The sequence below is a fragment of the Porphyrobacter sp. MBR-155 genome, assembly GCF_040547625.1.
In the GTDB taxonomy this organism is placed as follows: domain Bacteria; phylum Pseudomonadota; class Alphaproteobacteria; order Sphingomonadales; family Sphingomonadaceae; genus Erythrobacter.
The window spans coordinates 120,405-142,762 of record NZ_JBEPQB010000002.1; the positions used below are offsets into that span (position 1 = coordinate 120,405).

Below are 22,358 nucleotides of genomic sequence, written 5' to 3' on the forward strand. Positions count from 1 at the left end.
TCGCATGATGCGTTCGGTAGGCACGTTGACCCGCGCTGATCTGGCAGAAACCATCAACCGCAAGATGGGGTTCAGCCGGGCAGAATCGCTTGAATTGGTAGAAGCCATCCTCACCAAGATGAGCGATGCCTTGGCCAAGGGTGAAAACGTCAAGATTTCGGGTTTCGGCAGCTTTGTGCTGCGCGACAAGAACGAACGTATCGGCCGCAATCCCAAGACGGGCGTTGAAGTGCCGATCACCCCGCGCCGGGTGATGACGTTCCGCGCGAGCCAGCTGCTCAAGGAACAGATTACCAAGGGGTGAGCAATCAGGGTGAGGTTTGATGACCGGATTCGATGACGGCAAGGATGATGGCGCGCTCCGCACCATCGGTGAAGTCAGCGATGCACTGGGCATCAAACCGCACGTGCTGCGCTATTGGGAAGCGCAATTCCCGTTGCTCAAACCGTTGAAACGCAGCGGCGGGCGGCGCTATTACCGGGCCGCCGACGTGGCGATGGTGGAAACCATCGACCGGCTGGTGAACCACGAAGGCTACACCTTGAAAGGTGCCGAGGCGGTGCTGCGCGGCGCTGCCAAATCCGCGCTCGACCGGCGCGGTCAGGATCGTCGTAGCGGAGATCGCCGGGTTGCCGCCGAAACGGTTGAGACCCCCGGTGTGCGGCTGATGGTAAGCGACGGCCCCGACATGGCCGAAACCATCGCCGCGCTCAAAACGATCCGCGCAAAGCTGGCGACCGCGCTGGAGGCTTAGCCGCCGGGCTTGGTGCCGCACACCCCCGACGCGCAGCCAAAAAAGAAGCGGCGATAATTGGTCGCAAGACCTGCATTTCCAAGCATTTGCGAAAACTCTTCAGCATTGCCAAAGTTGGTCGAATAGGTGGCGATCATTGCAAAGTCTTGTGCTCCGCGAAGAAGGAGGCGTTCGACTGTGGGCAAAACCGTTTTCAGATGAAAAAGATAAAGTGGACGCAGGATCCAGCCCCTGGGATCGGACGCCTCAATGAAAGCGAAGCTGCCGCCGGGTTTGAGTACGTGGGCAGTCAATTGCGCAAGGCGTTCATGCTGCGCTGAATCGAACGTCTTGAGACCGAAGGTCGAGATGACGAAATCGGCGCTTTCGCTCGGCAGGTCGCTGGCGAGCACATCGTCTTCGACAAAGGTGATTTTGTGAGCGCGCATTGCGTGCAGGCGATCCATGGCGCGCAGATGCATCCCCGGCGATATGTCGACAGCGATTATCTCGCCAATGGTTGGATTGGTGCTCAAGAGATGGGGCCACACCTCCCCTGTACCGGCCATGAAGTCGTAGCCCTTTGCGCCCGGTGGTAGCTTCTCAAGCATTTCCGCACACTGTCGCCGCCAGCGCTCGGTGAAGCCGAACGAACACGCCGTGCTAAAGGCAATGTATTTTCCAGAGCAGCGGTCAAAGACATCGCGGACATAGGCAGGGTCGTAAATATTTGGCTTGGTCATATCACTCCGCCGCCAACAACGCGGCTTCGCCCAGATCCACGCTCACCAGCCGCGAAATGCCGCGTTCCGCCATCGTCACGCCGAACAAACGGTGCATCCGGCTCATCGTCACCGCGTTGTGGGTGACGATCAGGTAACGCGTGGTGGTGGTGTGCACCATCGAATCCAGCAGATCGCAAAACCGTTCGACATTGGCATCGTCGAGCGGCGCATCGACCTCATCCAGCACGCAGATCGGCGCGGGGTTGGTGAGGAACAGCGCAAAGATCAGCGCGGTGGCGGTCAGCGCCTGTTCGCCGCCCGATAACAGCGAGAGCGATTGCAAACGCTTGCCCGGCGGCTGGGCGTAGATTTCCAGCCCCGCCTCCAGCGGATCGTCGCTGTCGATCAGCGCCAGATGCGCCTGCCCGCCTTCGAACAGTCGGGTGAACAGGACGCGGAAATGCCCGTCCACTTCCTCAAACGCGGCGCGCAGCCGTTCGCGCCCTTCGCGGTTGAGGCTGCCGATTGATCCGCGCAGCCGCGCGATGGCTTCGACCAGTTCGGCCTGTTCGCTGGCGCTATTGCCGTGTTCAGCCTCGATCCGCGCGAGTTCGTCGGCGGCGACGAGGTTGACCGGCCCGATCCGTTCGCGCGCGGCGGTGAGGCGCTCCAATTCGGTCGATTCGTCGGCGGCTGGGGCAAGGTTGGCCTCATCAAATCCGAACTTTTCGCCTAACATCGGCGGCGGGCACTGGAAGCGTTCGCCCGAAATGCGCGCCATTTCCGCGCGGCGCAGTTCCTCGTTCTCGGCGCGTGCGGCCAGGCTGGCGCGGGCCTCGCGTGCCTGCGCCAGCGTTTCGGTGCACGCCGAAAGCGCGGCATCGGCGGCGCGCTGTTGTGCCTCGGCAGCGCGCATGGCCGCCTCGGCGGCGGTGAGGTCTGCGGCAAGGCGGGTGCGCGCTTCCTCACCCGCTTCGATCTCGGCAATCAGCGCGGCGGGTTTGGCGGCGTGGACGGCGCGATCTTCGGCGATTTCCGCCAGCCGACGACCGGTTTCGGCCATGCGGCGCTCGGCATCGCTGGATCGCGCCTGCCACCCTGCATGATCGGCCTGCTGCGCCGCCAGCCGTTCGCGCGCCACCGCCAGCGCCTGATCTTGCGCGGCGAGGTCTGCCAGTGCGGCCTGCACGGCGGTGCGGGCGGCTTCGTTGCGCGCCTGCGCGGCATCCAGCGCGGCGCGTTCGGCATCGCGCGCGGGCAGGCGTTCGCGCTGCGCCCGTGCGGCGGTAACTTCGGCGGCGGCAGCGGCGATTTGCGTCTCGATCTCGCCCGCATTGGCGGCCAGTTCCGCCAGCCGCGCGGCGATCCGTTCCTTGGCGGCCTCAGCCTGATCGAGCCGCCGCAATGCCTGCCGCTCCGCCTCGATTGCGCCGGCGATGCCGCGTTCCTGCGCCACCAGTGCGGCCTGCAACGCGCCGAGTTCTTCGCGCACAGCCTTGTCCTCGGCCTCGGCATTGGCAGCAGCAGCGCGCAGCGGCGGCAGCGCGGCGTCGAGTTCGGCAAAGCGGTTGGCGGCTTCCAGCTGCGCCGCCTCAGCCGCGCCTTCGCCGCGCGCGATAAACCCGTCCCAGCGGCGCAGGTGCCCGGCGCGGGTGACGAGCCATTCGCCGGGCGCGAGCGCGCGGCCATCATCGCCGTCCACGCAATGCACCAGCGCAAGCCGCGCGGCGAGTTCGGGCGGGCAGTTGGACAGCCGTGCCAGCAGGCTGTCCGCCACCGGCGCGGGCGCATCGGCCCCGGTCCAGAAGCGTCCATCCTGCGGGGTGGCGGGCGCGCCCAGCGGCGATTTGCCATCGCGCCCCAACACCGCGGCAAGCGCGCGTTCATAGCCCGGCGCAACGCTCACCCGGTCAAGCGCGGTCGCCAGCCCCTGCCGCCCCGCCTCACGCTTGGCCCGCGCGTCGCGATCACGGGCTAGCGCGGTGTGTTCGCGCTCAACCCCGGCGAGTTCGGCGCGCGCGGCGGCGAGCGCGCTTGCCGCGTTATCGCGCGCGGTCTGCAATGCGGCCTTGCGCGCCTGATCGGCGGTGAGCCTGTCGCGCAAGCCAGCGAGGCCATCCGCCGCATCATCGGCGGCCTTGCGCGCGGCGACCACATCGGCGTCCGCATCCCCGCTCTCCGCCAGATCAGCGCGGGCGCGGGCGATCCTTGCGGCCTCGGCCTCAATCCGGGCGAGCCGCGCCTCGGCCTGTTCGACCGCTGCCTCGGCGACCCGCCATTCGGCCTCGACCCCGGCGTGATCGGCAGTCGCTTTCGCCAGTGCGAGTTCGGCGGTGCGGTGCGCGCGTTCGCGATCCTCGGCCCTTTCGGCCAGCGCCGGGCGGGCAGTTTCTGCGGTGGTGACAGCGGCGCGGCTGGCGGCAACTTCCTGCGTCAACCGCGCCAGCGCCTCAACCGCAGCCGAGGTCAACCGATCGGCATCCTCGCGGTCTTCCTCCAGCCGTTTTTGCTGGCGATCCAGATCGGTGAGCCGGGTTTCGGCGGCGTCGAGCTTTTCAGCCAGCGCCGCCATGCGGTGCCCGTGGGCGCTGGCATCGTCGCGGCGGTCGGCGAGTTCTTCGCGGGCATCGGCCAGCTGCTGCGCCGCGCCTGCCTGTTCGGATTGCGCCGCCGTCACTGCGGCTTGTGCGGCGGCGACCTGTTGTTCGGCCGCCACCGCCGCCGCGCGCGCTCCTTTCGCCGCAGCGGCGGCTTCGCGCCAGCGGGCGAACAGCAGGCGGGCTTCTGCGCCCTGTATTTTGTGGGTGAGTTCGGTGTAGCGTTCGGCCTGTTTGGCCTGCCGCCGCAGCGAGGAAATTTGCGCGTCGAGCCCCGCCATCAGGTCTTCGAGCCGCGCAAGGTTCGCCTCGGCCGCGCGCAGCTTGCCCTCGGCATCCTTGCGCCGCACGTGCAGCCCAGCGATCCCGGCGGCTTCTTCCAGCATCGCGCGGCGTTCGGCGGGTTTGGCCGCGATCACTTGCGCGATCTTGCCTTGGCTGACGAGGGCGGGGGAATGCGCGCCGGTGGCGGCATCGGCAAAGGTTAACGCGACATCTTTGGCGCGCACGTCGCGCCCGTTGACGCGGTAGGCGCTGCCTGCCCCGCGTTCAATCCGGCGGGTGACGACCAGTTCCTCGCCGCCATCATCGCTGGCGTGCAGCACCACTTCGGCAAAATCGCGCGGCGGGCGGGTGGTGGTGCCCGCGAAGATCACGTCCTCCATCCCGCCCGATCGCATCGACTTGGCCGAGGTTTCCCCCATCACCCAGCGGATGGCTTCCAATAGGTTGGATTTGCCGCAGCCATTGGGGCCGACCACCCCGGTCAGGCCGGGTTCAATCCGCAACTCCGCAGGCTCAACGAAGCTCTTGAAACCGCTGAGCTTGAGCCGGTGGATCTGCATCAGGCTGACGTGCCGCCGCGCCTACGGCTTCAGCGCGCGCCGGCGCGTTGAAGCAGCGGTTCAAGCTGTGACCACTGGTTCACGTCCAGCTTCTTGCCGTTGAGCAGGAAGGTCGGGGTGCCGGTGATCTGGAACTCCCTCGCCTGCGCTTCGGTGTCTTTGACCAGAGCTTCTATCTTGGGCCCATCAGACAGGCACGCACGGGCCTGATCGGCGCTGAGGCCGCGCGCGGCGAAGAATTCGGTCAATCCGGTGACTTCGGCGATGCGGGCAAACCGCTGATCAATCGGCAATTGCCCTGCTGCCTCAACCGCGGCCGGATTTCCCTGCAAACCGGCAAAGACCTGATCGAGGTTCAGCCACACCTGATCTGACAGAGGCTGCATCTGCTCTTTCGCGCCGCACTGCGCCATCGCGGCGATGGCGACGTCATAGTGGTTGAGGAACACCTCACGCAGTTCAAAGCTGACTACGCCGGTCGGGATATACTTGTCCTTGATCACCGGCTTGCCGGTAGCGGCAAAGGTCGCGCAGTGGCCGCAGGTGTGCGAGGCGAATTCGACCAGCTTCAGCGGTGCATCGGGGTTGCCGATCATATAGCCGCCTTCTGGCGTGACCGTGACCGTATCAGCCCAATTTGTCCCCGCCGGGGCAGCAATCGCCGCAATCGTTTCGCCCGAAGCGACGGCGCCATCGGTGCCTTCGGTTTCGCTGCAAGCGGCAAGCGCAAGCGGGGCGAGGGCAAGCAAGGGAAGTGAGAGCAGGCGGGAAAGTTTCATCGACCGGGAATCCTTGAAAGTGGTTGCGGAATGAATAGCCGCGCACACGCCCTTGCAGCAAGGCTTGCCGCATGCGGTTGTGAATAAGGGGGTCAGCCGGGCGCGCCGGGGGTGGTTTCGGCGGGCGCGGCAAACCTGGCAGACAGCACCGGATAAAGCGTATCCCAGCTATGCACCTGATCGAGCAGCTTGCCATCCAATGCGAAGCTGGGGGTGCCGGGAACCGCAAATTCGGCATAATCTGCCCGGCCATTCTCGACCAGCTTTTGCGCGGCAGCATCATCCATCAGGCAGGCGTTGACCTCTCCAGCGGATTGCCCGCGCGTGGTCAGCATCTTGCCGAGGCCGAGAGCGTTGGCGGCGTTCATGCGCGCAGCCTTGTCGCCGCGCGCCCAGATTGCCTGCTGGCTTTGCGGCGCGTTGCGCGCCTTGCCCAGCCATTCATCCTGCGACAACATAAAGGCGCGGTGGCGATCCTTGAACCCCGCCGGATCGCCGCATGCGGCCAGCAGCGATACGGTAAGGTCAATCGCGTTGCGGATCACCGGGCGCACTTCCAGCGCCATTTTACCCGGCATCAGCAGCGCTAGTTCCAGTGCGGGTTCGCCCTGCGCTGTGAACTGCGCGCAATGTCCGCAGGTATAGCTGACGAATTCGATCATCTGCGCATCCGCCTTGGGATTGCCGATCAGGTGCCCGCGCGGTGTGCGGGTGATGGTGGTCTGCCAGTTGCCGGGGTTGTCCTGCGGCACAAACGCGCTGTCAGGATTGGACAGGTTCTGCTGCGCGCCCGCCGGGCCGATCGCCAATGCCAGCGCGGCAGCGGCACAAAGGAGGGGAAGCTTGATCATCTGCGGTCGTGTTCCTGTGCGGGTTCAGGTTTCGTTGTTGCCAAGGCTGCGCGCCAGCGATTCGAGCACGGTGCGCAGTTCGGGATCGCCAATATCGCGCAGGCTTTCGCCCAGTTCCAGCGGGATCGGTTTGAGCGATGGCGGCGGCTTGGCGGGCCTGCCATCGGTTGGCGGGGTGACTGCACCTTGCCGCAGCTTGACCCGCGCCACCGCTTTATAGCCGAAGAAGCGGTTCACCCGCTCGATGATTTCAGGGATGACTTGCTGGATCAGCGGCGCGTGGGCGGGCACCACCACCAGTTGCAGGATGCCTTCCGCCTTTTCACCGGGGGGAAAGCGGATCGCTTCGGGGCTGCAGATGCGGGCGTGCTGCGGGCCGACGATTTCGGGCCAACGGGTGACGACCGAACTTTGCACAAAGCCGAACCGGCGAAACGCGGTTCGCCCGATTTCGGGCATCAGATCGCCAATCGCGCGCGCACCCCTGCCGCGCGGGCGGGTATAGGGTTTTGCCTTGCCGGGTTTGCCCCCCGGCTTGCCTGAAGAGGTCTTGTCGCTTCCCATGATCGCGCCCGCCATGCCATAGGCGGGTCGTGACTGCCAGTATCTCCGACATTCTCCTGCAATGGTATGATGGCCATGCGCGCGATCTGCCGTGGCGCCTGCCGCCGAGCGCGGCGCTGCCCGATGATCCGGCGTGGCCTTACCGCGTGTGGCTGTCCGAAGTGATGCTGCAACAGACCACGGTAGCGGCGGTGAAGCCGTATTTCGCGCGGTTTACTGCGCTGTGGCCCACGGTTGACGCGCTGGCGGCGGCTCCAGACGAGGCTGTCATGGCGGCGTGGGCGGGGCTGGGCTATTATTCGCGGGCGCGCAATCTGGTGAAATGCGCGCGGGCCGTGGCAGAGCGCGGCGGGTTCCCTGCGAGCGAGGCGGAATTGCGCGCGCTCCCCGGTCTGGGCGATTATACTGCGGCGGCGATTGCGGCGATTGCGTTCGGGCAGCGCGCCGTGGTGGTTGATGCCAATGTCGAACGGGTGGCGGCGCGGCTGTTTGCGATCGATGATCCGCTGCCCGGCGCGCGCAAGGCGATCCGCGCTGCTGCGGATGCAATCACGCCCGATGTGCGTGCGGGTGATTTTGCGCAAGGTATGATGGATCTGGGCGCGCAGGTTTGCACCAGCAAAGCGCCGCGCTGCCTGCTGTGTCCCCTGCGCGACGTGTGCGCGGGCTTTGCGGCGGGTGATCCGGAACGCCTGCCGGTCAAGCCTGCGAAAAAGGCGGTGCCAGAGCGGCGCGGGACGGCATTCTGGATCATCTGCAAAGGTGGCGCCGCAGTGTGGCTCGTCACCCGGCCTGCCACCGGAATGTTAGGCGGGATGCGCGCGCTGCCTGATGATGGCTGGAGCGCGCAGGGCGATGGGTCTGGTAAGGCTCCGCTATCGGGCGAGTGGCGCGCGTTGGGCGCGGTGCGGCACAGCTTTACCCATGCGCACCTGACCCTGACGGTGTTGGGAATGGAGACCGCATCCGATCCGCCGGGAGAGGGCCAATGGTGGCCGCTTGATCACATTGACGAGGCGGGCCTTGCCACCTTGTTCCGCAAAGCTGCGCGGATGGCGTTAGCGGCTGATTAGATAATCCCGCCGCCCAGCATCAACCGCACCGCCGCGATCAACAGCACCACCAGACAGAAATTGCGCCCGCCGTCCTTGGATGACAGCGCGCCGATGATGATGCCGATCACGATCACCGGCAAGGCGATCCAGTTGGCCCAACCCAGCAGCGGGATTTGCGCCGGGATGACGATGACGAGGCTGACAAGCCCGATGAGATAGGCAAGCACGTTGAGCATGTGTCTTATATGCATAGGACACCTGCGATTTGCAAGTCTGAACGCGCAACCGGTGATTGACCCTTGCGGCAACCTGCCGCAGACAAGCAGCCATACCCCCCTTCGGAGATTCCCCCCATGGCTTACCGCGATCTCGATTTCCCCGTGCTTTCCCGCCGCGCCCTGATCCGTGGCAGCGCGCTGCTGGCGGGCGGCGCGGCCTTATCTACCCTGCCGTTCGGGCGCGGGGCATTTGCGATGCACGATGTCGGAGAGAGTTGGCCCAATGTCGCCGCGCTGGCCAACCGCTATGTCAGCGAACGCAAGCTCGCCAACCTGTTCCTGACCTTTGGCTGGGGGCAGGACAGCAGCGCGCATACCGTGGGCGGCGGCACGCTGTCGCTGGCCAAACCCACCCCGGTGGATCAGGATTCGCTGTTCCGGATCTATTCGATGTCAAAGCCGATTACCGGCATGGCGACGATGATCCTGATCGACCAAGGCAGGCTCGGCCTTGATCAGCCGCTTTATGAAATCCTGCCCGCGTTCCGCGATATGCAGGTGTTGATCGATCCCGAAGGATCGCTGGAAGAAACCGTGGCGGCCGAACGTCCGATCACGATCCGCCAATTGCTGACCCATACGGCGGGGCTTGGCTATCAGATCATCAGCAAGGGGCCATTGCAGGCCGCCTTCAACGAAAATGGTCTGGTTGGCGGACGGGTCAGCCGGATACCGCTTCCGGGCTTTCCGCCGGTTACGCCTGCACCGGGTCTGGCGGTCTGGGCAGACCGGCTGGCCGAATTGCCGCTGATGTATCAGCCCGCGACCAAGTGGAGCTATTCCGCCAGCCTCGATCTGCTTGGCCGGGTGATCGAAGTGGTCAGCGGGATGGAGTTCGAGGCGTTTCTCAAGGCGCGGATCTTCGAACCCTGCGGCATGAACAGCACCTTCATGCAGGTGCCGCAAAGCGAGGTTCACCGCCTCACCGACAATTACGGCATCGTCAACGGCACGGCTTTTCCGATCGATCCGGGTGCCAATTCGATCTTCACCGATCCGCCCGTAGTGCCTGCGGGCGGCGGCGGGCTGGTGTCGAGCCCGCGCGACTACGACCGTTTTCTGCGGATGCTGCTCGGCTATGGTCGGATTGATGGCACGTGGGTGATGAGCGAGCAAGCAGTGCGGGTTGGCACTTCCGATCTCATACCTGCGACAGTCGATACCGCTGGAACCTGGCTTGAAGGCCAGGGCCATGGTGCGGGCGGACGCAGCGTGAACGGCAGCTTTGGCTGGGGCGGGGCGGCGGGCACGCTTGCCGCAGTGGATTTCAATCTGGGCCTGCGTTCAGCGCTGTTCACCCAATATATGCCGCCCGATGCCTTCCCGATCCGCGACGAATTCCTCGCCGCGATGGAGGCTGATCTGGCGACCCTGCGCAACGCCAAGCAGGCAGCGTAATGCACCACCGCGCCTCTGTTCCACCGGGGATCGCCTTCTCCGGATCGCCGGTTGATCGGGCGGATAATATTCGCAACGACCCGGCGGCGCTCGGCAATCTGATGAACTGGCGCGCGCGGGTGCTCAACCTTGATGGCCTGCTGCCGGAATTCGACGATGACGGGCGGCTGCTGTGGCATACGCTGGCCGATGTCGCGCCGGATGCCGAACTCGTGTTCCTCGGGATGATGGACGAAAGGGCGCATTTCGCCCCCGTGCCGGAACAGGGGGCATCCGGCCCCGCCATGCCGCGCGCATGGCAGGTGATGCAGATGCTTCAGCCAGAAGATCTGGCGATCTATGGCGGGGCGCGCAGTCTGATCGATTGGCACGCGCGCCATCGCTTTTGCGCCAATTGCGGCGCGGCGACGAAGCTGGTGAAGGGCGGCTGGCAGCGGCATTGCGATGGCTGCGGCGCGGATCACTTCCCGCGCACCGATCCGGTCACGATCATGCTGGTCGAACACGAAGACAAGTTGCTGCTGGGCCGCCAGCCGCGCTTTCCGCCCAAGATGTATTCGGCGCTTGCTGGCTTTGTCGAACCGGGCGAGACGATTGAAGAAGCCGTGGCGCGCGAAATCCATGAAGAGGCGGGCCTGCGGGTGCGCGATGTGCGCTATATCGCCAGCCAGCCGTGGCCGTTCCCCAGCCAGCTGATGATCGGCTGCACATCGGTGGCGATTGACACGGAAATCACCATCGACCGCGAAGAATTGGACGATGCCCGCTGGTTCACCCGCGCCGAATTGGAAGAAGCGCGCGCGGCGGGCGAACACGGCACCGAACTGCTCAATTTCCCGCGCCCTTTCGCGATTGCGCATCATCTGGTTTCATGGTGGCTCGACAAATGACCGATACGCTGACGATTGATATCTATTCCGACGTGGTGTGCCCCTGGTGCCTGATCGGCTATGGCCAATTGACCAAGGCGCTGGAGCAGCTTGACGGTGAAATCGCGGCGCAAATCCGCTGGCGCCCGTTCGAACTGAACCCGCAAATGCCGCCTGAGGGCGAGGAGCAGGAAGCCCACCTGCAACGCAAATATCGCCGCTCGGCTGAGGACGGCGCGGCGCTGCGCGGGCAGATGAAAGCGATTGCCGAGGGCGCGGGGGTGTCGCTGTCTTACGAAGGAGAGGGTGAGGCCCCGCCCGCGATGATGTGGAACACTCGCGATTGCCACAAGCTGCTGACCTTCGCGCTGGAGGAGGCCGGGCCGCAGGTGCAGACCGCGCTGAAACTCGCGTTGTTCAAGGCGCATTTCAACGAGCGGGCGCGTCTGGGGGATCGCGACCTGTTGCTCGATATTGCCGCCAGCGTCGGCCTCCACCGCATGGCTGCCAAGGCCGCGCTCGATGATCCCGATCTGGAAGCGCGCGTGCTGGCCGAGGAGCAACAGGCATGGGATCTGAACATCTCCGGCGTTCCGGCGATGATCATCAACGGCAAATTCATGATCCCCGGCGCGCAGGCTCCGGAGGTCTATGTGAACGCGCTGCGCCGGGTCGCGGAAAAGAGCCGGATGGCGGCAGGCTAGGCGCAAACTAGGGACGGCACTGCGTGAAAGCCTTTACCGATATGGTGGCCGCATACCGGGAGCTTGGCCCGTGGCGTTCCATTTTGCTGGTTGGCGGAACCGTGGCAGTGATTTTGGCCTTTGCCGCAATCTTTTTCATGTTTGCCGACCGGATCGGCTGGCCCGAGGCCTATGGCTTCCAGTGTCGGCGCAAATGTCTGCTGGTTCACATTTGGCATAGCCCCAAGCTGCTCGCAGGCGGCTCAGGTGACGAACTTGCGCTGTTCGCGCTGATCTGGTTCTTCCCCTTCGTGGCCGCAGCGATCGCCATCCCCATCGTCGCGCGCCGCTGGCTAAAGCGGCGGCGGGGGCGCATCAGATCGATGAAATGACGGCTGACTAAACCAGCCCCAATCGCTCCAGCTTCGCCGCCAGCTTGCCGGGCAGCGCGTCGCCGATATCCTCGCCATCCGCCACATCGCGCGGGGCCTTTTCGTCGGTCAGGTAACGCCAGCCCTGATGCGCGCGTTTGGGCTGTTGGTGGACGCGGATCAGCACTGGTTCCAGGCAGATGTGCCAGCGCCCGTCATCGGTCTGGGTAAAGCCGGTGATCGGTGATCGCGCCACAATCGCGTGGTTCAATATCCAGAACAGCGAACCGCCCACCACCTCTTCATGCCGGGTTGGGCGGTTGCGGGTGGTAAGGCGCATGTCATCACGCGTCGCAAACCATCCGGCCAATTGTTCATAGCTTTTCGCGCCAAACGCGATTTTGGTTAGGTGCAGCGGCATGGCGCCTATCTACAATATCTGGCCGGGATTGCGAGCCGCCATCACAGCGGGGCAAGGCCCGCCGCCACCGCCAGGCCGAGGAAGGCAAAGAACCCCATCGAATCGGTGATCATCGTAACAAACACGGATGATGCGACCGCCGGATCCTGATCCAGCCGTTCGAATATCACCGGCACCAGCACGCCTGCCAGCCCCGCCACCGCGATATTGATCACCATCGCCAACGCAATCACCACACCCATCATCGGCGAAAACAGCACCCCTGCCGCAATCCCGATCAACAGCGCAATCGTGCCGCCATTCATCAGCGCGACGCGGAATTCGCGCCACAATATCCGCCGCGTGTTCGACCGGGTCAGCTGATTGGTGGCAATCGCGCGCACCGCCACCGCCATCGTCTGCGTCCCGGCATTGCCGCCGATGCTGGCAACAATCGGCATCAGCACCGCCAGCGCCACCAGATGTTCAATCGCCGCGCCGAACATCGCGATGATCGCCGATGCCACCACTGCCGTGCCCAGATTGGCGATCAGCCAGCGCACGCGGCTCGAATAGGCTTCGCGCAAGGGCTCGTTGATGTCGCCATCACCCGCGCCCGACAGCAGCAGCGCATCCTCGCCCGCTTCTTCGGAGATGATGTGGACAATATCATCGACCGTCATCTGCCCGACCATGCGCCCGCTTTCATCCACTACGGCGGCGGAAATCAGCGCGTATTTCTGGAACATCAGCGCGGCTTCTTCCTGATCCATCGTTACCGGGATCAGGGTCTGGTCGCGTTTCATCACGTCGGTGAGTTTGACACTGCGCGGGGTGGTGAGGATCCAGTTCAGCGCGCAGGTGCCAACCGGATGGTGGCGTTCGTCGATCACGAAAACTTCGAAGAAATCGTGTTCCAGATCGCCTTCTTCGCGCAGGTAATCGATCAGATCGCCCACGGTGAGGTGTTCGGGCACCGCCACGAAATGGCGGCTCATCAACCGCCCGGCGGTTTCTTCGGGATAGGCTAGCGCGCTCGACACCGCCTCGCGGGTTTCCGGCTCCAGTTCGGCCATCACCGCGCGCTGATCGGCTTCGTTCAAATCCTCGATCAACTGCACCGCATCGTCGGTGTCGAGCTGTTCGGCGATGACCGCGACCGCATGCGCGGACAGCGTGTCCATCAGGTCTTCGCGGACGTGATCGTTCAATTCCGCGATGACGTCGCTGGTCATCAGATCGCTGATCGCTGAGGCGAGCTGCGCACGTTCCGACCGGTCGAGCAGTTCGATCAGATCGGCGATGTCAGCGGCGTGGAGCGGTTCGACCAGATCGTAAACCGCGCCCTTGTCACCCGCCGCCAGCGCATCGTGGACGGCACTGACATAGGCGGGTTTCAGCCGGTTTTCCTCGTCATGGCGTTCATCATCGACCCGGTCATCGGGGCGCACCTCGGCATCACCGGAATCGGCGATCAGCAGATCGTCTTCGATGATGCGATCTTCGGCCATGTCGGCGGTTTAGGCGGGGAGGGGTGAAAAGCAAGCGCGGGAGGGTGACAGTCACGTTTTGCCTGCTAAAAGCGCGGGCAAATTCCCTCAGGAGATACAAGACATGGCAGACACCCTCACCTTCACCCTCGACACCGGCGACGGCGAGCCCAAGGACGTCGTGATCAAGCTGCGCCCCGATCTGGCCCCCGGCCATGTTGCGCGGATTGCCGAGCTGGCAGGCGAAGGATTCTATGATGGCGTGGTGTTCCACCGCGTGATCAACGGCTTCATGGCGCAGGGCGGCGATCCGACCGGCACCGGCATGGGCGGCAGCGACAAGCCTGACCTCGCAGCCGAATTCAACGCCGAACCCCACGTCGAAGGCGTGTGTTCGATGGCGCGTTCGCAAAACCCCGACAGCGCCAATTCGCAGTTCTTCATCTGCCTTGATGATGCGCGCTTCCTCGACAAGCAATACACCGTGTGGGGCCAGGTGACGAGCGGCATGGAACACGTCCACGCCCTGCCCAAAGGCGAACCGCCGCGCGCACCGGGCAAGATTGTGAAGGCGACAGTTGCCTGACGTTCGTCAGTTGCCTGACGTTCGTCGGGATTTGACATGATCCCGCGTCTCATCGCCCTCGCTTTTGCGCTGTTGGCGCTGGGCGGCTGCGTTACCTATCCCGATATCACCCAGTCGCGCTCTGCGTGCCGGGCGGAACCGGGCGGGTGGTGCGGTTTTGTGCGCGGTGCGGCGGTGGAAAGTTACCCCTACGCCATCGCTGCCACCAACGCCTATCAGGGTGACAGCGATCTGTTCGGCGATACCGGATCGCGGCTGGTGATGATCGATCGCCTGCCAATCGCGCCGGACGATGCCAAGACCGGGTTCGATTATCAGCTGTTCGCGCTCTATGGCGATGATGATGCGGGCCGGAACGGGGCTGTTCCCGTGGCCCGCGTCATGGCCTTTCGCGGAACGGATTTTGATGGCGTCGCCGATGTGTTTTTCGGCACTTTGCGCGATGATCAGATCGACATTGCCCGGCGCTATTTTACCGCTGAGCGCGAACGTTTTGACGATGCGGCGGCGTGGCACGTGGCGGGCCATTCGATGGGCGGGGCGTTGGCGACCGAGATTTCGATTGCCTATCCCGATGTGCGCGCGTGGCTGTTCAACCTTTCGCCCTTTTATCGCGGGGATTCGGATATCAACGCCGCCAACCGCACGCTGATCAACGAACGCGGTGAGGCGCTGCGCACGCTGCGCAAGTTCCGGTCTAACCCGGCGGCGGACGTGTTTGTGATTAATTGCCATCCGCAAAAAAGCAGGTTTTCCAAGCATTCAGTGCGCAAACTGGCCGATTGTCTGACGTGGATCGCGGCCTATGAAAGCAAGGATGCGCTGGCGGTGGTGCGCGCCAATGCGATTGCTAAGCCCGATGTGGAATGCGGCCCGCCGGACAAGCCGCATCCGGGACGCACGCTCGCGCCGCATCCTGTCTGCGCCCACCAGTCGCGCCCCGATAAGGTGCCCGATCCCGCGGCCGATTGAAACCGCCGCCCATCGGCGCTAAAGGCGCGGGCCTCATGAAACCCACCTCTCCCCCCAAAACCTACCGGGTCAAAAGCTTCGGCTGCCAGATGAACGTCTATGATGGCGAGCGCATGGCCGAATTGCTGGGGGAACGCGGCATCGCGCCCGCGCGTGAGGGGGAGGAGGCCGATCTCGTCATCCTCAACACCTGCCACATCCGCGAAAAGGCGGCTGAGAAGGTGTATTCGGACATTGGCCGATTGGTGAAGGCGGGCAACAAGGCGGGTAAGGCACCGCTGATCGCAGTCGCCGGCTGCGTCGCGCAGGCCGAGGGTGAGGAGATCATGGCGCGCGCGCCTGCGGTTTCCATCGTGGTCGGCCCGCAGGCCTATCACCGCCTGCCCGAAATGCTCGACAAGGCAGCGAACGGCGAGCGGGCGACTGATACCGACATGCCCGCCATCGCCAAGTTTGACGCGCTGCCTGCGCGCCGCAAACGCGGGCCGAGCGCGTTCCTGACGGTGCAGGAAGGTTGCGACAAGTTCTGCACTTACTGCGTAGTGCCCTATACCCGCGGCGCGGAAATCTCTCGTCCATTCAGACATCTGATCGCCGAAGCGCAGAAATTGGTTGAAGCAGGCGCGAAGGAAATCACGCTGCTTGGCCAGAACGTCAATGCGTGGGCGGGTGAGGATGACAAGGGTCGTACAACGGGCCTCGCCGGCCTGATCCACGCGCTCGCCCGGATCGATGGGCTGGAGCGTATCCGCTACACCACCAGCCACCCCAACGACATGGACGAGAGCCTGATCGCCGCGCATGGCGAGGTGGCGAAGCTGATGCCCTACCTGCACCTGCCCGTGCAGAGCGGCAGTGACCGGGTGCTCAAGGCAATGAACCGCCAGCACACGGCGGAAAGCTATCTGCGCCTGCTGGAGCAATTCCGCGCCGTGCGGCCCGATATCGCCCTGTCTGGTGACTTTATCGTTGGCTTCCCCGGTGAGACAGAGGCGGAGTTTCAGGACACTCTCAGCATAGTCGACGAAGTCCGCTACGCCCACGCCTTCAGCTTCAAATACTCCCCGCGCCCCGGCACGCCTGCCGCGACAATGGAGGGGCAGATCGCGCCAGAGGTGATGGATGATCGCCTGCAACGCCTGCAAGCCCGCATCGCCCACCACCAATTAGCGTTCAATCAGGCGAGCGTCGGCAAGACCTGCTCCGTGCTGGTCGAACGCACCGGGCGCAGCCCCGGCCAATGGCTCGGCAAATCGCCATGGCTGCAATCGGTGTGGTTCGAAGCGCCTGCCAGCTTGGGCGACCTGGTCGAGGTCGAATTGGCCGAGGCGGGGCCGAATTCGCTGATGGGGATCATCCAAAAAGTATTGTAAAAATATAACTGTATCGAAATGGCCGATTTATTCGTTAGTAGCGGTTTCCTGATTGTTGACATAACGGCTCGCCGCAGCGGCAAAAATCTGGCCGTCCATGCTGTTTGCAGGAAGTTCATAAAGCGCGCTCAGATACGCGCGATCAAATTCTGTCAGCGAATCCGGAGCATATTGTCCGTTAAACAGCGTCAGAATTGTGGGCAGGCTGGCATTGTCGTCGTTCACGTCGTCATTGGTTGATGCGAGCAGCCGCATGGTTGCATAATCGGACAATTGGCGAAAAGTCTTACCCTCTATTGCGGAGCCTTCAATCAGCACGACCGCACCCACCAAATTGTTGCGCAACCGCACAAACCGGCTTGCGCTCTCAACACGGTTGACCGCGTCGTTATGATCACTTGTGCCTCCACCGCCCTTGCGTGTGGCGGGTATTATTGAGCCATCAAGGTTGCGGAGATCGAACACATGCCACGCCCGCACACCATCCGAACCTTTGTATATTCGGTCTATTTGGTAGTCTAGAAGGCCTTCAAACAGCCACTTTTCCTTTTCACGCAATTGATCGACGGTTGCGTCCACCTCGTCGAGGAAGCCAACAAACGCATTCGGATCGCAGCCAGCCTCAGCCACCTCGATTACCTTGAGGTCTCCGATATTTTCCTCGATCCGCGCTTTGATAATCTCGGCCATATCGGCAGGAAGGCCCGAAACCTTCACACAGATTGGCGCGTCGAAGCGGCCCACCGGTAATCCTCTGCGCGATGGACGCGTGATGGCTTTGCCCAATGTCTCGACAGCCTCACGTTTCTTTTGGCCGACAACCGTTATTTCGTCTTCGACCTCGCCAGACGCCTGCTCTGATGTCTGCGCATTTGCATGGGTAGGCAGCCACGCGAAGCACAATAATGTCAGGGAAAATAGCGCTTTTTTCATATCTTCTTGTAACCCGGAAAAGCGCAAGCGACAAGCACATGATGGATCGTATCATCGCCGGGTGCGTGCCGAATTCGCTGCGGGGTCTGGTATAGGCGCCGTTGCCCGCGTGATCTGAGCGCAGCACGCAAGATTGCGTTGTTGTGACTTTCCACTGCCATCTCATCGCCATCGGCTTGCTTTGCCCTCACGTGCGCTTACCTTCGCGACTCAGGGCAGGGGATCGCCCCCGCCGCAACGCAAAGGAACCTATGGGCCGACGACCCTCCCGTGCCGGACATCCGGCTCTTTCGCCCGATCCGCGCGATCTTCCGGAACCCCGGCGCGCGCGCGTTGATCTGACCTTTGAAAACCAGTCGCTGCTCGGCCCCCTGTTCGGCCAGTTCGACGCCAATCTGGTGCAGGTCGAAAACCGGCTCGGCGTGTATATCCATGCACGCGGGCATCAGGTGGTGATCGAAGGGGCGGAGGATAACGTCGCCCGCGCCCGCGAGACGCTCAAAACCATGTATGATCGGCTTGCGCGGGGCGAGGCGCTGGATAGCGGGGCGATCGAAGCGCTGATCGCGATGTCGTCCGAACCCACGCTCGAAGGGATCATCTCGGGCGAGGCGGATGCGCCGCCGATCATGATCCGCACGCGCAAGAAAACCATTGTGCCGCGTTCCGCCACGCAGATCGAATATATGCGCAGCCTGGCGCGCGACGATATCATCTTCGCGCTTGGCCCGGCGGGGACGGGCAAGACCTATCTGGCGGTGGCGCAGGCGGTGGCGCAGCTGATCACCGGAAGCGTGCAGCGCCTGATCCTGTCGCGCCCGGCGGTGGAGGCGGGGGAGAAATTGGGCTTTCTGCCCGGCGACATGAAGGAGAAAGTCGATCCCTATCTGCGCCCGCTGTATGATGCCTTAAACGATTGCATGCCGCCCGAACAGGTTGAGCGGCGGCTGGCCAATGGCGAGATCGAAATCGCACCGATTGCCTTCATGCGCGGGCGCACGCTGGCGGACAGCTTCATCATTCTGGATGAAGCGCAGAACACCACGCGCGAACAGATGAAGATGTTCCTAACCCGGTTCGGCCAGAACAGCCGGATGGTGATCTGCGGCGATCCCCGGCAGGTGGATATTCCCGGCGGGCCGACAAGCAGCGGGCTGCACGACGCGGTATCGCGGCTGGAGGGCATCGAAGGCTTCGGCACGATCCGCTTCACCGCCGCCGACGTGGTGCGCCACCCGATCGTGGGGCGGATTGTCGAGGCGTATGAGGGCGAGGGGGCTTAGGGGAGAGGGTCCGGTTTGGGGTCATTGAGCAGGCAAAGCTGCCTTTCGGCTAACGACCCCATAGCGGTCGAGGCATCATGTTTCCACGGCAACATGTGGCACTGCGCCTAGCCGACTGTGCTGACCGCACACGCCAAATCCTCTTGCGGATTATCAATTACAGGATAGTGCGGTAGCACTAGATATTTTCAACATTTTCAGAGGGGTGTGGCGGCCATGGACAAAGACATCATGAACGCAGCTGAAGACGAAGAGGGAGCATCGGATGCGCTGAAGCTACTCGCCGCAAGTTTTGCCTTGTTATCCCTGGGGTATTTTACATTTCAAACATGGAATGGATCAAGTGATAGAATTGCGACTATGGTAAGCTTATTTTCCGCCATACCATTCACGCTCGTCGTATTTAGCACTATCATGGCAATCTCAACAAAGAGTGTTGCTCATATCGAGATGGCGATGAAGTTAATTAAGGTCTTTGCAATTGTATTATGCTCCATATTTTTGATAATCGCTTTCACGTTTTTTTACTTAGGTGCCATTTTTTATAGTGGACAAGATATCATGTCGGTAATTGAAATTGCGCTTCTTCCCGATCTTACTTTAGAAACAAAAAGATGGGCTCTATTTTTAAGTTGCGTAATTTTTGTGTTATGCGCTGGATCTGCTTCACTAATGCCCAAAGTAGTCCGTTATTTTTGGTCAAACCCTCTCAGCAGAAAAGTAATTCGCTTCAAAAATATCTAGAAGCCCAGTATTTTCGTCGCAATCATGCTCACATGATCACGCTTGCGTTGTGCAGAAGGCGCACTGAAGGAAATTCAGACAGTCCCGCGATCAGAAAATCGCCCATAACTTTATCGCTCTACTAACACATTCGAAGACCCTGTTAGGGTGAGCGGACTTTTGCCAGAATTAAGATGGCAGGGTTCCACCCAATCCCCGCCATTTGCCATCCTCCATCGCTCTCCTGAAAGCTGACATGGGCGGGGCGGGTTGAAGCGTTTCCCTTTCCTACCTTGCGGCTTTCGCGCTACCCTGCGGCTGCATGAACCACGCTTCTCGCCCTTGCCCGTTGCACCTGCGTCGCAGGCGGCTTTGTAAGGACCGGTTTTCTGCTTCAGGACAGTGTAACATGTGTCTCCTACAGGCGCGCCATGCAGCTTGATATCGACATCGAAGGCTGGCCTGCGGGCGAGTGGGAGGCGCTGGCGGAGCGTGCGGCGCAGGCTGCGGGCGAGGGCGAGCCGTTGCTGGCCAACCCGCGCCTGATGGCGAGCCTGCTGTTCACTTCCGATGCCGAAGTCCACGCACTCAACCGCGAATGGCGGCAGCGCGACAAGCCCACCAATGTGCTCAGTTTCCCGATGCTGGTGCGCGATGAACTCAGCCAACTTGCGCCGGACGGCCCGCCCGTCATGCTTGGCGATATCGCGCTGGCTTACGAAACCTGCGCGCGCGAGGCGGCGGACAAGGGCGTCAGCCTGGAAGCCCACGCCGCCCACCTGATCGTCCACGGCCTCCTGCATCTCGCGGGCCACGATCATGTCGATTCTGACGCACAGGCCGAACAAATGGAAGCGTTGGAAACGGTGATACTTGCAAAACTGGGTATCCCTGACCCATATGGCGAATAGCAACCCAAGGAGCTGTTTCTAAGGCCATGGCCGATTCTTCATCTTCTGCGCCTCAATCGGGAGACGCGGACAGTAGCAGCGGGCTTTGGCCTGCCTTGCGAAAGATCCTGGGCTTCGAAGCGGAGCGTTCCTTGCGTGAACAGCTCGAAGAGGCGATCGACGAGCACGAGGACGAGAATGACTCTGTGGGCGGCGAAGACCGCAGCACCGCGCGCGGCGACCTGTCGCGGGTTGAACGCCAGATGTTGCGCAACCTGCTGCATTTCTCCGAACATGACGCCGATGACGTGGCGGTGCCGCGCGGCGAGATCATCGCGGTGGATGCCGACATCAGCTGGGCCGAAATGGTCGCCGCCTTCAGCGAACACGGCCATTCGCGCATGCCGGTGTACCGCGAAACGCTCGATAGCGTGATCGGGATGATCCACATCAAGGATATTTTCCCCTTCCTCGCCAATGGCACCCAGCCGCCCGATGACTGGACGACATTGATGCGCCAGCCGCTGTATGTGCCGCAGGCGCGCGGGGCGCTGGATGTGCTGGCCGATATGCGCACCCAGCGCGTGCACCTTGCGATCGTGCTCGATGAGTTTTCGGGCACCGACGGGCTGATCACGATCGAGGATCTGGTCGAAGAGATCGTCGGCGATATCGAGGATGAGCATGATGATGCGCCCCAAGCGTTGATCGTTCCGATCGGTGAAGGGATGTGGGATTGTGATGCCCGCGCGGAGCTCGATGATGTCGCCGTGCAGGTCGATCCGCGCCTGGCTGAGGTTGAAGAAGCGGTCGATACGCTGGGTGGGCTGGCCTTCGTGCTGGCCGAGGCGGTGCCGCCGGTCGGCACGGTGCTGGAACACGCGAGTGGTTGGCGGATTGAAGTTACTGCGGGCGACGAAACCCATGTAACGCGGCTGCGGCTGCACCCTCCGGCAGCAGCGGGTGACGTGCAGTAGGCGCAACGCTGACACTGGGGATGCAATTTTTCTTCGATTTTTTGCATCCAAGCTGCGATTTTGGCGTATCTCCTGCCAGCAAGGAGATGTTTGATGCCCGTACGCCGCCTGCCCCCGCTTCGCGCGCTTGAAGCATTTATGCGCACTGTCCGGCTCGGTTCGGCGCGGGCGGCGGCCGAGGAGATCGGTCTCAGCCCCTCGGCATTGTCGCGACGGATCAGCAATCTGGAAGAATTCGTCGGCAAGAAACTGTTCACCCGCGCGCGCCAGTCGATGCAGCTGACCGATGAGGGCCAGGCGTTCTACGAAGCGGTGAACCCGCATATGGAGGCGCTCGCCCGTGCGGTGGAAAGCCAGTCGGACAATATCGCGCTGTTGCGCCTGCGGCTGGGCGTGTTGCCGATGTTCGGCAGCCAGCGATTGTTCCCGCGGCTGGGCGAATTGCGCCAGCGCCACCCGCTGCTGCATATCGACATTGACACTGCCCCGCATCTTGAAGACCGGGTGGGCGACACGCTGGACGCCGCGATCATCCTGTCGCGCGGCCCGGCCAGCGGGCTGCACGCGGTGCGGCTCGACCACAATCTTGTCCATGCGATCTGCAGCAAGGACGTGGCGCGGGCGATCGGGCCGAACATCACGCCCGAGACGATGGCCAGGCAGACCTTCCTGATCCACAACGAACTGCCCGAAAGCTTCGCCGCATGGAAAAAGGCAAACGATCTCGACAACATGAACCCTGCCGCCATCGATCATTACGATTCGGGTCAATTGATGCTGGAGGCCGCCGCACAGGGGCTTGGCATTGCGATCATGCACGATGATCACCTGCGCCGCGCCAATGATAGCCGGCTAATCAACCTGCCCGGCAAGCCCGTGGAAAGCCCCTATAGCTACTGGTTCGTGTGCCGACCGGTTGCGCTGGAAAGCCGACCGGTGCGGATCTTCCACGATTGGTTGGTGCGCGCGGGGCTGTAGAATC

The 22,358-nt window shown here is 62.8% G+C and carries 24 protein-coding genes; 15 read left to right on the forward strand and 9 right to left on the reverse strand.

What is annotated here, in order from left to right; all coding sequences use genetic code 11:
* The first annotated feature begins 4 nt into the window (after positions 1 to 4).
* Entirely contained in the window at positions 5 to 304 is a 300-nt protein-coding gene (locus ABIE62_RS02370) for an integration host factor subunit alpha (protein WP_354323226.1), read from the forward strand.
* Between the two features lie 19 nt (positions 305 to 323).
* Positions 324 to 755 (forward strand): MerR family transcriptional regulator, encoded by a 432-nt coding sequence (locus tag ABIE62_RS02375; RefSeq protein ID WP_354323227.1) that lies wholly within the window; start codon positions 324 to 326, stop codon positions 753 to 755.
* On the opposite strand, the gene ABIE62_RS02380 is transcribed toward ABIE62_RS02375, so the two are convergent.
* The 5 genes from ABIE62_RS02380 to ABIE62_RS02400 form a co-directional block, all read right to left on the reverse strand.
* Positions 752 to 1,477 carry a class I SAM-dependent methyltransferase gene (locus ABIE62_RS02380; RefSeq protein ID WP_354323229.1) on the reverse strand — a complete coding sequence of 242 codons (726 nt, stop codon included), beginning with the start codon at positions 1,475 to 1,477 and terminating at the stop codon, positions 752 to 754. The two genes, ABIE62_RS02375 and ABIE62_RS02380, sit on opposite strands and share 4 nt — an antisense overlap.
* 1 nt (position 1,478) lies before the next feature.
* Entirely contained in the window at positions 1,479 to 4,901 is a 3,423-nt protein-coding gene (gene smc, locus ABIE62_RS02385; protein ID WP_354323230.1) for a chromosome segregation protein SMC, read from the reverse strand.
* Between the two features lie 29 nt (positions 4,902 to 4,930).
* Entirely contained in the window at positions 4,931 to 5,680 is a 750-nt protein-coding gene (locus ABIE62_RS02390; RefSeq protein ID WP_354323232.1) for a DsbA family protein, read from the reverse strand.
* Between the two features lie 92 nt (positions 5,681 to 5,772).
* Entirely contained in the window at positions 5,773 to 6,531 is a 759-nt protein-coding gene (locus ABIE62_RS02395; RefSeq protein WP_354323234.1) for a DsbA family protein, read from the reverse strand.
* A gap of 24 nt (positions 6,532 to 6,555) precedes the next feature.
* A complete protein-coding gene (locus ABIE62_RS02400) occupies positions 6,556 to 7,095 on the reverse strand; it encodes a DUF721 domain-containing protein (protein ID WP_354323236.1) in 540 nt (179 codons plus the stop codon).
* A 29-nt stretch (positions 7,096 to 7,124) separates the two neighbouring features.
* Here ABIE62_RS02400 and ABIE62_RS02405 point away from each other — a divergent pair, with 29 nt between their 5' ends.
* Complete coding sequence (locus tag ABIE62_RS02405) at positions 7,125 to 8,168, forward strand: A/G-specific adenine glycosylase (protein ID WP_354323238.1); 1,044 nt, start codon at positions 7,125 to 7,127, stop codon at positions 8,166 to 8,168.
* Here ABIE62_RS02405 and ABIE62_RS02410 read toward each other — a convergent pair.
* Positions 8,165 to 8,386, reverse strand: coding sequence for a hypothetical protein (locus ABIE62_RS02410; RefSeq protein WP_354323240.1), 222 nt, complete (start codon positions 8,384 to 8,386; stop codon positions 8,165 to 8,167). The genes ABIE62_RS02405 and ABIE62_RS02410 overlap by 4 nt on opposite strands.
* A gap of 117 nt (positions 8,387 to 8,503) precedes the next feature.
* Here ABIE62_RS02410 and ABIE62_RS02415 point away from each other — a divergent pair, with 117 nt between their 5' ends.
* The 4 genes from ABIE62_RS02415 to ABIE62_RS02430 are packed head-to-tail and all read left to right on the forward strand — an operon-like array spanning position 8,504 to position 11,770.
* Positions 8,504 to 9,826, forward strand: coding sequence for a serine hydrolase domain-containing protein (locus ABIE62_RS02415; protein WP_354323242.1), 1,323 nt, complete (start codon positions 8,504 to 8,506; stop codon positions 9,824 to 9,826).
* Positions 9,826 to 10,716 carry an NAD(+) diphosphatase gene (gene nudC / locus ABIE62_RS02420; protein ID WP_354323244.1) on the forward strand — a complete coding sequence of 297 codons (891 nt, stop codon included), beginning with the start codon at positions 9,826 to 9,828 and terminating at the stop codon, positions 10,714 to 10,716. The genes ABIE62_RS02415 and nudC overlap by 1 nt, the downstream gene beginning before the upstream one ends.
* Entirely contained in the window at positions 10,713 to 11,399 is a 687-nt protein-coding gene (locus ABIE62_RS02425) for a DsbA family oxidoreductase (protein WP_354323246.1), read from the forward strand. Before nudC ends, ABIE62_RS02425 begins: the two co-directional genes overlap by 4 nt.
* A 23-nt stretch (positions 11,400 to 11,422) precedes the next feature.
* A complete protein-coding gene (locus ABIE62_RS02430) occupies positions 11,423 to 11,770 on the forward strand; it encodes a hypothetical protein (RefSeq protein ID WP_354323248.1) in 348 nt (115 codons plus the stop codon).
* A gap of 7 nt (positions 11,771 to 11,777) precedes the next feature.
* Here the strand turns inward: ABIE62_RS02430 and ABIE62_RS02435 are convergent, their stop codons facing one another.
* Together ABIE62_RS02435 and mgtE are read right to left on the reverse strand one after the other, a co-directional pair.
* Complete coding sequence (locus ABIE62_RS02435; RefSeq protein WP_354323250.1) at positions 11,778 to 12,170, reverse strand: DUF1489 family protein; 393 nt, start codon at positions 12,168 to 12,170, stop codon at positions 11,778 to 11,780.
* A gap of 41 nt (positions 12,171 to 12,211) precedes the next feature.
* Complete coding sequence (gene mgtE, locus ABIE62_RS02440; RefSeq protein ID WP_354323252.1) at positions 12,212 to 13,660, reverse strand: magnesium transporter; 1,449 nt, start codon at positions 13,658 to 13,660, stop codon at positions 12,212 to 12,214.
* 103 nt (positions 13,661 to 13,763) lie between these two features.
* On the opposite strand from mgtE, the gene ABIE62_RS02445 reads away from it, so the two are divergent.
* Genes ABIE62_RS02445 through miaB form a run of 3 tightly spaced genes read left to right on the forward strand, consistent with a single transcriptional unit; the run spans position 13,764 to position 16,570 of the window.
* Positions 13,764 to 14,225: a peptidylprolyl isomerase gene (locus tag ABIE62_RS02445; RefSeq protein ID WP_354323253.1), complete on the forward strand. Its 462-nt coding sequence runs from the start codon at positions 13,764 to 13,766 to the stop codon at positions 14,223 to 14,225.
* A 36-nt stretch (positions 14,226 to 14,261) separates the two neighbouring features.
* A complete protein-coding gene (locus ABIE62_RS02450; RefSeq protein WP_354323254.1) occupies positions 14,262 to 15,197 on the forward strand; it encodes an alpha/beta hydrolase in 936 nt (311 codons plus the stop codon).
* 35 nt (positions 15,198 to 15,232) lie between these two features.
* Positions 15,233 to 16,570 carry a tRNA (N6-isopentenyl adenosine(37)-C2)-methylthiotransferase MiaB gene (gene miaB / locus ABIE62_RS02455; RefSeq protein WP_354323256.1) on the forward strand — a complete coding sequence of 446 codons (1,338 nt, stop codon included), beginning with the start codon at positions 15,233 to 15,235 and terminating at the stop codon, positions 16,568 to 16,570.
* A gap of 27 nt (positions 16,571 to 16,597) precedes the next feature.
* Here the strand turns inward: miaB and ABIE62_RS02460 are convergent, their stop codons facing one another.
* Positions 16,598 to 17,503, reverse strand: coding sequence for a hypothetical protein (locus ABIE62_RS02460; protein WP_354323258.1), 906 nt, complete (start codon positions 17,501 to 17,503; stop codon positions 16,598 to 16,600).
* Positions 17,504 to 17,754: 251 nt separating this feature from the next.
* Between ABIE62_RS02460 and ABIE62_RS02465 the strand changes: the two genes are divergently transcribed.
* From ABIE62_RS02465 to ABIE62_RS02485, 5 genes are all read left to right on the forward strand, one after another.
* The gene (locus tag ABIE62_RS02465) at positions 17,755 to 18,786 is read left to right on the forward strand and encodes a PhoH family protein (protein ID WP_354323259.1); all 1,032 of its coding nucleotides are present in this window, start codon (positions 17,755 to 17,757) and stop codon (positions 18,784 to 18,786) included.
* A gap of 231 nt (positions 18,787 to 19,017) precedes the next feature.
* Positions 19,018 to 19,530 (forward strand): hypothetical protein, encoded by a 513-nt coding sequence (locus ABIE62_RS02470; RefSeq protein WP_354323261.1) that lies wholly within the window; start codon positions 19,018 to 19,020, stop codon positions 19,528 to 19,530.
* A gap of 410 nt (positions 19,531 to 19,940) precedes the next feature.
* On the forward strand, positions 19,941 to 20,420 hold the full coding sequence (ybeY, locus tag ABIE62_RS02475; protein WP_354323263.1) for an rRNA maturation RNase YbeY: 480 nt from the start codon (positions 19,941 to 19,943) through the stop codon (positions 20,418 to 20,420).
* Between the two features lie 26 nt (positions 20,421 to 20,446).
* On the forward strand, positions 20,447 to 21,376 hold the full coding sequence (locus ABIE62_RS02480; RefSeq protein WP_354323265.1) for a hemolysin family protein: 930 nt from the start codon (positions 20,447 to 20,449) through the stop codon (positions 21,374 to 21,376).
* A gap of 93 nt (positions 21,377 to 21,469) precedes the next feature.
* Positions 21,470 to 22,354 carry a LysR substrate-binding domain-containing protein gene (locus ABIE62_RS02485; protein ID WP_354323267.1) on the forward strand — a complete coding sequence of 295 codons (885 nt, stop codon included), beginning with the start codon at positions 21,470 to 21,472 and terminating at the stop codon, positions 22,352 to 22,354.
* Positions 22,355 to 22,358 lie beyond the last annotated feature (4 nt).